Raw genomic sequence first — 8,627 nt, forward strand, 5'->3', positions numbered from 1 at the left:
GTCATCTTCGGCCTGACGTTGTTGATTGCCATGTACTCGACTTACGGCGAGCGCAAGGTGGCGGGATTCATTCAGGATCGCCTTGGCCCCGACCGGGCCGGGCCCTGGGGGCTTTTACAGCCCCTGGCCGACGCCGGGAAAATGTTTTTCAAGGAAGACTTTATTCCCGCTCAGGCCAATAAGTGGTTGTTTATCGCCGGGCCTTGCGTTGCGATGCTCACCGCCCTGATGGCGAGCGCGGTTATTCCATTTGGCGACACCATTATTTACGAGGGTGTGGAAGTGGCCGTGCAGGCCGTAGAAGCTAATGTCGGAATTCTGTACATTTTTGCTGTTGTTTCCCTGGGCGTTTATGGTCTAATGATCGGTGGTTGGGCGTCCAACAATAAATTCTCGTTGCTGGGGGCTATCCGGGCAGCTTCGCAGAACATTAGCTACGAGGTAGCGATGGGCATGTCAATCGTCGCGATCATCATGATAAGCGAGTCGCTGTCGATTGGCGACATTGTTTCGCAACAGCACGGAGGCAACTGGAATATCTGGTACCAACCGCTGGGCTTCATCATCTTTCTGACTTGTGCATTCGCCGAGTGTAATCGGACGCCCTTCGACCTGCCGGAGTGCGAAACCGAACTCATAGGTGGCTACCATACCGAGTACAGTAGTATGAAGTTAGGCTTTTATCTTTTTGCCGAGTATATCAACATGTTTATCTCATCAGCGGTGATTTCAGCCCTGTACTTTGGTGGCTACAACTACCCCGGTATGGATTTCATGTACGGAGTTTTGACGGATGCCTTCGGCAACGTGGCGGGACACAACTTCGCTACGCTCATCGGGACGGCGGTGTTCTTTGCCAAATCGCTATTCGGCGTGTTCTTTTACATGTGGGTGCGATGGACGCTCCCCCGTTTCCGCTACGACCAACTCATGAATCTTGGCTGGAAAGCTCTCATTCCGCTCGCGATATTCAATATCCTCATCACCGGCTTGGCCGTTATATTCATCGAACCAGCGTTGACAGCAATGCTTAAATAGAGTTTATGACTTGAGGAGTTTATAAGTTTTGCATTTGCGAACCATAACAACTCATAAGCTCATAAACTTTAAATTCATAAACTCCAAAAATGCAACTAACCGACCGCTCTAAGCAAGTAAGCAACAAAGAAATGACGCTGGCGGAGAAAATCTATCTGCCGGCCATCGCTACGGGTATGGCGATTACGATCAAGCACTTTTTCCAGAAGAAAGTCACGATCCGCTATCCCGAAGTAAAGCGCTACTTGGGGCCCGTTTTTCGAGGCCGCCATGTACTAAAGCGCGATGCCGAGGGGCGTGAACGCTGCACGGCCTGCGGACTGTGCGCAGTAGCCTGTCCGGCGGAGGCCATTCAAATTGTGGCCGAAGAGCGCAAGAAGGGCGAAGAACACTTGTATCGCGAGGAAAAGTACGCTGCGATCTACGAAGTGAACATGTTGCGCTGCATTTTCTGTGGCTTGTGCGAGGAAGCTTGCCCTAAGCAAGCGGTTTACTTACGCCATGACGAATTCGTCCCCGTCTTTACGGAGCGCGATCAGGTAATTTGGGGTAAGGACATGTTGACAGAAAACATGAACAATCGCTACCTTCGCAAGGCCTGGACCAGAGAAGAGGCACAGGAGCAGAATTTGATCGAAGCACGGGGCGACGATGCAGAGTTTGTACCGAGGGCGATTCCATGAGCAAACAATTGGCCTTCTACAAGGGCAAATCGTACTGATTTATTGACCCAGGACTTATCAGTCTAATCTTTATTTTCAATGGCTATTTCTACGCTTTCCATCTTCTATTTCCTGTCGTTTCTCACGATTCTGAGCGCACTAATGGTAGTTTTCTCGCGCAGCCCAATCCATAGCGTGCTGTACGCGATCATGACGTTCTTCTGTCTGTCGGGACATTACTTTTTACTCAATGCCCAGTTTCTGGCAGTAGTAAATATCATTGTGTATGCCGGAGCTATCATGGTGCTTTTTCTCTTCGTTATCATGTTTTTGAACATGAAAGAAGACCAGAAAGACTTGATGCCCAATCTGACCAAAATCGCCGCCGCCATCGTTGCGGGTACGCTGTTCGTCATTATGTTCGGCGCTTACCGCAAGTCGCAGGTCGGAACGTACAATCCTCGGGGCTACAACTCCCAGACGGGCATGGTCGAGAGCCTGGGGCAGGTACTTTTTCGTGATTACCTCCTGCCTTTTGAGCTGGCTTCGATCTTATTTTTGATTGCGATGGTCGGAGCGGTGATGTTAGGTAAGCGGGAATTGGGGGAGCGGCATTTTTGATCTTCACAACTACTTTTAAAACTCGCTTTGACTTACGGTCGTAACATAGTCAAATAAGATTCGAAAACTGCCGAATCCAATTTGTAGAAAACTAGTACGCACGGATTGGCGTCTTCAGCGATTCTGTTGCATCTTCCTCAAAAAGTACCCCGCCATCTACCGCCACAGGCACAAACCGTGCAAATAACTCCTCACGATACCATCCTCTTTGCCGGGTTCGCTTTACGATTTCCTTATGACCAGCCTGCTGGTAGGCGAATTTTTTGAGCGATTCTACACTATCCCAAATACTTATTGTAGCCTGCTGAGTGATGGGGTTTTCGCCGATGCCCAACGCGAGTAGTACACCTTCTGATTTGTTCAAAGAGGCGTGGGCTTTGGGAACGTGTCGCCAGAAATCCAGTAGTTTGGTAAAATTGATCTTCGCGCGAGTCAGCACGACTATTGGACCTGCATAATCTTTTTCGATGTTTTCCGAAGTTTGGAAGGGTTCTGCGCCGTCCCATTGTCCGTGCGCCTGCATCGGCTGCATTTTGATTGTATAGTGTTCCGTGGCATGGGCAGTGTAATTCTGAAAAGTGGGCGAAGCAAAGAATTCGGCGGCGGTTCGGTCGCTTTCCCAATGAGCCAGAAAGGTATATTGGCGGAAATTTGGAGTGATGTCGAAGCCCTTCCGTCCGCTGCCGAGCATCTTGCTGAACGTCGCGCCCTCGGGGTTTTCCAGCGTTTTGCGACCCATTTGCCCAAAGGCCCACCAGACTTTTTCCTTGGGAAACCTGAATATTGTGAACGTCGTCACGGGTAGCAGCGGGTTGCTGGGGCGAAGTACTTTGAAAGGCATATGGCGTTGGATAACTTTTCTTAAACCGCGAAGTGCGCAAAGAGTTTGCACGAAGGCAGACTATCACTGCGATTAAAAAGCTTGCGCCAGCCTTGTTTTGATAGGAGAAACTATTCTTTCAACTATTTATCTTACATTAATGGGGATAATTAGTCTCATTCGAGCAATTGATAAGTGGCCGAAAGTCTGGTACTTTGCAAGAATGAAAACCGAAATACCTTCTGAATTTCACATCCGCCGCGCTACCGTTGCCGACGCCAAAGTCCTGGCCCGGCACCGCTGTGAAATGTGGCTCGCCATGAACGATCTGCTGCCCGAGGGATACCACCAAATGTACGAGCAGTGCATCCAATATTTTGAAGAAACTGTGGCCGACAAATCATACCAAGGGTGGCTGATTGTAGATGCATCAGGTAAAATCGTGGCGGGCGGCGGCCTGTTGCTTCGTCGGATCGCCCCTTATCCCCTGGAAAACGGTTTGAGTTGCTCCTCAGAAATGCAGGCGCACATTCTAAATATGTTCACTGAGATCGATTACCGCTGCTATGGGCTGGCGAAGTCGCTTATGGATACGATGCTACATTGGTGCGAGGAAGAAAAGGTCGGTCACGTCACGCTAAACGCCTCATCCGTTGGCAAGCCGCTGTACCAAAAACTGGGCTTCGGGGAGGTGAAGAACTTCATGAAATGGAACGGTCGGCAACCATGATATCCGAACTGAAAATAAATCCCGAAGAACTTCACTCAGAAGTAGTTTTCCAAACCGCCCGCAGCGGCGGCAAGGGCGGACAGAATGTCAACAAAGTCGAAACCAAGGTCGAGCTACGCCTGAATATTCCCAACTCGCAGATACTGAGCGACGAGCAGAAAGAATTTTTGTCCAGAAAACTCGCTAACAAACTTACCAATGAAGGCGTACTGATCCTTTACCACCAAACCGAACGCAGCCAACTGGCCAATAAAGAGAAAGTCATCCAAAAATTCGACCGCCTGATTCGGGAAGCGTTCGTCGTCCGGCGCCGCCGCCGTGCTACACGCCCGACCTTAGCCTCCAAAAGGCGGAGAATCCAGGCAAAAAAACAACGGTCTGACACTAAGAAAATGCGCAGGAAACCACCGAGAGAGTAGAACCGAGCGGTTTTGGCATTTTTGCAGATAAGATTGAAACTCCTTTCCTCCTTTTCATGCCCCACGCTACCCTCCCCGAAAAAACAAAGTACCAACACCTGTTTAGCCTGCCCGTCATCGTGGCGGCCCTTGGTTACTTCGTAGATATTTATGACCTACAACTCTTCGGCATCGTGCGCATTCCCAGTCTGTTGGGTCTGGGCCTGACAATGGAACAGGCTGATGCCGTAGGAACCGACATCATCAATTACCAGATGATCGGTCTGCTGCTGGGCGGCTTGTTGTGGGGTATTTTGGGTGACAAGAAAGGGCGGCTATCCGTGCTTTTTGGGTCTATTATTACCTACTCGCTGGCCAATGTTGCCTGTGGTTTTATTCCCCAAATAGAATTTATGGATAAGATCGAAGCCTATAAATGGTTGCGTTTTGTGGCGGGCGTCGGCCTGGCCGGAGAACTGGGCGCGGGCATTACGCTGGTATCGGAGAGTTTGCCCAAGGAGCTACGCGCAATAGGTACTTCGCTGGTGGCGGGCGTCGGTCTATTGGGGGCGGTCGTGGGTACTTTCACTGTCCGGCTCTCGGGCGACTGGACCATCGCCTACTTCGTGGGCGGCGCGATGGGGTTCCTGCTGCTTTTACTGCGCGTCGGGGTAGTAGAATCGGGTATTTACAAAGACATTACTGACAAAGCTCACGTCATGAAGGGTGATTTTTTCTCTTTCTTTACTAACAGGGAGCGTTTTGTTAAGTACCTCAAATGCATCGGCATCGGTCTGCCAACCTGGTTTTGCATCGGAATTCTGGCCTATCAGAGCAATCAATTTGGGAAAGCGTTCGGGATTACTGAGGCCATCGACCCTGGTTTGGCTATCATGTGGGCGTATATCGGTATTTCGGCGGGAGACTTCGGTAGTGGGTTCCTCAGTCAGGCCCTGCGCTCGCGCAAAAAGGCGATTGCCTGGATGATGGGCTTCTCGCTGGTTGGGGTGCTTCTGTTTCTTTTTTCCGGGATTAAATCCGCCGAAATGCTCTACGCCTTATGCTGTTGGCTGGGTCTGGGAACCGGCTACTGGGCCATGTTTGTCACGGTAGGCGCCGAGCAGTTCGGCACCAATCTGCGGGCCACTGCTGCCACTACCGTACCCAACTTCGTACGCGGGGCACTCATTCCGATGAACATGCTGTTCGTGGCTTTGAAACCCTCCCTGAATGTGATTCTGGCGGGTTTTGCGGTTGGCGTAGTGGCTTATGCCATTGGCTTTTACTCCACGCTCACTATCCCCGAAACACACGATAAGGATTTGGACTTTTTGGAAGTTTAGTGCGAAACGGGTGTTTTGTGAACCCAGCAATTGACTGCGAAGCGGTACTCTCCGAATGCTGCTCCCGGACAAACGACTGGAAGTACCTCGTGATGCACGTAAGATTGAAAAATTAACAGTGAATTATGCTTCGGTTCGATGGCCACCGGTTTGTCGTCGCCGGGCATTATTTCCAGTGGGAAAATCCGTAGTTCGCCGCCGCTGAACGCCTTCGGTTGACTGTGCATGTAGTACACCGCGCTCAGTACCCGATCGCCCGTCTCGCCAAGACGCATGTCGATATGGGGTTTAAAGAAAGCTCCATCTCCATGAGCGGCTAGCTCCAGCTCAATTTTTTCCCTAACGTTGAATCCGGCCATTTTCAGCCCAATCAGCATGTCAGGGTAGAATTCATGAATTTTTTGCTGCATCACCGACTCGAATGGCCCTAAATCACGCAGAACGTGGGAAATGCGGATTTTGTCGTCTACCCGCCCATCTTCATTCGCTTTCGAACCTACGCGCGATGGCGTGTACTTGTCTTTACTTTCAACCGCATAGGAAAAAAGCTGCTGGCTGAGTTCGTCGCTGAGAAAATTTTCGACGTGCATGTAAGGAAATAGCTTAGGCATTTTTTTAGCAAACGGTTAATGGAGACTCTTCGGGTGCTAAGACAGCATTTCTTTGTACCACAAAACTCACGGCAAGATAGCAGGATTCTGAGTTTGGGGCAAGGTTCTAGAGAGCCTTGCTTAAATCTGATACGATCAGGCAGACGATGATGAGCTGGAGTATCTCCTTCGGCTATCTGCCACGCTGCTGCGTGGACGCTCCACCTAATCTCGTTTTCTTAGAAAGGAAATAAACACTTTACGCACGTCCGAACGCTCATCTTCTGGCGTGGGAGAGACAATAGGAGGAAGGATGCCGGGATTGGCAGGGATTAGAAAACTCAAGCCGAATTCCTTACCCGTGAGCAGGAAATCGGGCAATACTACCTTGTAGTTTTGCTGCTTGTCCAGAATTTGGTCGGCGATGTACCAAGTACGGGTAGCTTCATCGTAACGGGCATTGGCGTGGTGTAGAAAACCGCCCTTGCCACGGCTGAGTCGTCCGGCTTCCAGCACTTTGCGAAGTAGTTCGCCCGTCATATCAGCCTGCTTGATGCCGCCACCAAATGGCAGGATACGTACGATGTCATACTGTGAAATGGGCCCTTCCAGCACATCGTCCACCCGGACGGAACCGCCGTTGAACACCGACAGATCACTGCCCGGAAATGCCTCGAACATGCTCTCGGCGATAAGCGAAGTCAGCGTTCCGTGTTCGCGACGGACGGTTTTCTCAAGCCCGTCCCAGGGTTCAGGTGTAGTATAAACTACCTCGTTCGGGTCGAAGCCCTGCTCCCGAAAACTCTCGTCGGCAATGGTCTGCCACTTGCTCACCAAAGCGGCGGTTGCCGGGTCTTCCGGGATGCTTTCGTCAATGGTTTTCAACTCAGATTCTAAGTTAACCAAGCGATTCTTCCTATTGAAGTGTAGGCGGTGAATGTACACCGTCCGCGCGTTGGCGTCAGCCTTGGCGATGACTACATTGCCCGTTCGCAGCTTCATGTGATCGTGATCGTGACCGCCCATGATGAGTGTCAGGCCGGGGATTTGCTCGGCCATGCGCTGATCGTCGGCAACGTTGAGGTGAGTGAGGGCTACCACGGCGTCACAGCGGTTTTTCAAGTCTTCGTATTCGTGCTTAGCTGCGTCGAAGGGATCGGTGACCTGCACATAATCTTTGTTGACGGGAATACAAATTCCGAAAATGCCCACGCGAACCTTGCCGTTGTCCAGCACCAGCGAAGTCGGAAATTCTGCACCGTCTTTAGTGAAAGACACCGTATTGTTCCCCTGGCGAGCCTGCATATTAGCAATGACCCAGCGGAACTTTGATTCTTCGATGCGCTGGTTTAGTGTAGTGGGCGCATCGTCGTCGTAATCGAACTCGTGGTTACCCAGGGTTACTAAATCCAAACCCGTTGCGTTCAGTACGTCCACCATCTGCCTGCCCTTGATGCGCTCGCCCTCGTAGCGTAGCGTTCCGATGACCGATGGGCTCAAAAAGTCGCCCGCTAGCACAAAGAAGGTGCCCTTGGGGTTTTCTTTTTTCAACTCTTTATTGACATACGCCACCCGCGCCAGCCCGCCTGCATTACCATTATCGAGAGGAGCGATTTCATATACATCGTTGATGTGCAGGAATATAATGGTACGACCGGACTGGCATCCCGCCGCAATGCCGAGCAACAGGAGCCACTGAATCGCTCTCAGACGTATGAAAAAGGGCTTATCCATATATTAAAACTCCTTGGGTACAACCTGCGCCGAAGCCAGCCAGCGTTCCCACTGTCGGGCGGCGCGGGCGTCGTCCAGCACGTTGAGCTGAATATTGCCATTGCTAAATGTCGTCATCTGCAAACCCACGAAGGCCAACGCCTCATTCAAACGGTTTTCCAGCGGTGTAGTCCCGGCTATGCACTCTTCCCAGTACCAGTCCAGCGATTCTCCCGCTATTTCCTTCACAACTGTCTGGTAGTCTGAGTAAGTATAGCCTACGGATGGCTGGCCAAATCGCTGCCATAAAAGCCGCATCACATCATCGAGCGAGCGGCCGTGATCAGTTTTTTTTCTCAAATATAAATCCAAAATCAGAGCCACCAGCGCGCCTTTATGGTACACAGAGACCTTGCGCTCCGGGATACCTTTTTCATAGCCATCGAGCCAAAGGTCCCAGGACGACTCTAGCAGTGACTGCGTGGCGTGGCGGCTATGCTCGAAATGCCGCTTCATATAAACCTGCAACTCCTTCACGTACAGTTCGTCGTCAAACACACCTGCTCGCCGTAGAAATAGGTCGCCGTAGTATGTCGTGCAGCCTTCCACGACAAAGCAGGTCGGGAAGTAGTTTTCTTTGGTAAAATCGTAGGGAGATAACTCCTTAGGCCGAATGCGCATAGCGTTCCAGGCATGAAAAAGTTCGTGCGAA

Annotated in this window: 9 protein-coding genes and 1 pseudogene; 6 read left to right on the forward strand and 4 right to left on the reverse strand. The window is 51.0% G+C overall.

All coding sequences use genetic code 11. The annotated features are described in order from the left end of the window. The 3 genes from nuoH to ACEW8P_RS21555 all read left to right on the forward strand — a co-directional run. On the forward strand, positions 1 to 1,038 hold a 1,038-nt coding region (gene nuoH / locus ACEW8P_RS21545), incomplete at its 5' end, for an NADH-quinone oxidoreductase subunit NuoH (protein ID WP_373515134.1). An 89-nt stretch (positions 1,039 to 1,127) separates the two neighbouring features. Further along, entirely contained in the window at positions 1,128 to 1,721 is a 594-nt protein-coding gene (locus ACEW8P_RS21550; protein ID WP_373515135.1) for an NADH-quinone oxidoreductase subunit I, read from the forward strand. Between the two features lie 78 nt (positions 1,722 to 1,799). Next, on the forward strand, positions 1,800 to 2,321 hold the full coding sequence (locus tag ACEW8P_RS21555; RefSeq protein WP_373515136.1) for an NADH-quinone oxidoreductase subunit J: 522 nt from the start codon (positions 1,800 to 1,802) through the stop codon (positions 2,319 to 2,321). 91 nt (positions 2,322 to 2,412) lie between these two features. On the opposite strand, the gene ACEW8P_RS21560 is transcribed toward ACEW8P_RS21555, so the two are convergent. After that, a complete protein-coding gene (locus tag ACEW8P_RS21560; protein WP_373515137.1) occupies positions 2,413 to 3,162 on the reverse strand; it encodes a spheroidene monooxygenase in 750 nt (249 codons plus the stop codon). Between the two features lie 202 nt (positions 3,163 to 3,364). On the opposite strand from ACEW8P_RS21560, the gene ACEW8P_RS21565 reads away from it, so the two are divergent. The 3 genes from ACEW8P_RS21565 to ACEW8P_RS21575 are packed head-to-tail and all read left to right on the forward strand — an operon-like array spanning position 3,365 to position 5,612. Further along, positions 3,365 to 3,871 (forward strand): GNAT family N-acetyltransferase, encoded by a 507-nt coding sequence (locus ACEW8P_RS21565; protein ID WP_373515138.1) that lies wholly within the window; start codon positions 3,365 to 3,367, stop codon positions 3,869 to 3,871. Further along, the gene (gene arfB, locus ACEW8P_RS21570) at positions 3,868 to 4,290 is read left to right on the forward strand and encodes an alternative ribosome rescue aminoacyl-tRNA hydrolase ArfB (RefSeq protein WP_373515139.1); all 423 of its coding nucleotides are present in this window, start codon (positions 3,868 to 3,870) and stop codon (positions 4,288 to 4,290) included. The genes ACEW8P_RS21565 and arfB overlap by 4 nt, the downstream gene beginning before the upstream one ends. A gap of 56 nt (positions 4,291 to 4,346) precedes the next feature. Then, a complete protein-coding gene (locus ACEW8P_RS21575; protein WP_373515140.1) occupies positions 4,347 to 5,612 on the forward strand; it encodes an MFS transporter in 1,266 nt (421 codons plus the stop codon). Here ACEW8P_RS21575 and ACEW8P_RS21580 read toward each other — a convergent pair. The 3 genes and pseudogenes from ACEW8P_RS21580 to ACEW8P_RS21590 form a co-directional block, all read right to left on the reverse strand. Then, the gene (locus ACEW8P_RS21580; RefSeq protein WP_373515141.1) at positions 5,609 to 6,223 is read right to left on the reverse strand and encodes a 2OG-Fe(II) oxygenase; all 615 of its coding nucleotides are present in this window, start codon (positions 6,221 to 6,223) and stop codon (positions 5,609 to 5,611) included. The genes ACEW8P_RS21575 and ACEW8P_RS21580 overlap by 4 nt on opposite strands. Before the next feature lie 204 nt (positions 6,224 to 6,427). Next, the gene (locus ACEW8P_RS21585) at positions 6,428 to 7,936 is read right to left on the reverse strand and encodes a bifunctional UDP-sugar hydrolase/5'-nucleotidase (protein WP_373515142.1); all 1,509 of its coding nucleotides are present in this window, start codon (positions 7,934 to 7,936) and stop codon (positions 6,428 to 6,430) included. A 3-nt stretch (positions 7,937 to 7,939) separates the two neighbouring features. Beyond that, positions 7,940 to 8,627 (reverse strand): annotated as a pseudogene (locus ACEW8P_RS21590) (M61 family peptidase); the annotation flags it as partial.

It is taken from the genome of Persicitalea sp., assembly GCF_041751555.1.
Taxonomy (GTDB): domain Bacteria; phylum Bacteroidota; class Bacteroidia; order Cytophagales; family Spirosomataceae; genus Persicitalea.

Coding starts and splice junctions, on each gene's coding strand:
- ACEW8P_RS21550 (WP_373515135.1), top strand. CDS start 1,128: ATGCAACTAACCGACCGCTCTAAGCAAGTAAGCAACAAAGAAATGACG.
- ACEW8P_RS21575 (WP_373515140.1), top strand. CDS start 4,347: ATGCCCCACGCTACCCTCCCCGAAAAAACAAAGTACCAACACCTGTTT.
- ACEW8P_RS21560 (WP_373515137.1), bottom strand. CDS start 3,162: ATGCCTTTCAAAGTACTTCGCCCCAGCAACCCGCTGCTACCCGTGACG.
- ACEW8P_RS21565 (WP_373515138.1), top strand. CDS start 3,365: ATGAAAACCGAAATACCTTCTGAATTTCACATCCGCCGCGCTACCGTT.
- arfB (WP_373515139.1), top strand. CDS start 3,868: ATGATATCCGAACTGAAAATAAATCCCGAAGAACTTCACTCAGAAGTA.
- ACEW8P_RS21585 (WP_373515142.1), bottom strand. CDS start 7,936: ATGGATAAGCCCTTTTTCATACGTCTGAGAGCGATTCAGTGGCTCCTG.
- ACEW8P_RS21555 (WP_373515136.1), top strand. CDS start 1,800: ATGGCTATTTCTACGCTTTCCATCTTCTATTTCCTGTCGTTTCTCACG.
- ACEW8P_RS21580 (WP_373515141.1), bottom strand. CDS start 6,223: ATGCCTAAGCTATTTCCTTACATGCACGTCGAAAATTTTCTCAGCGAC.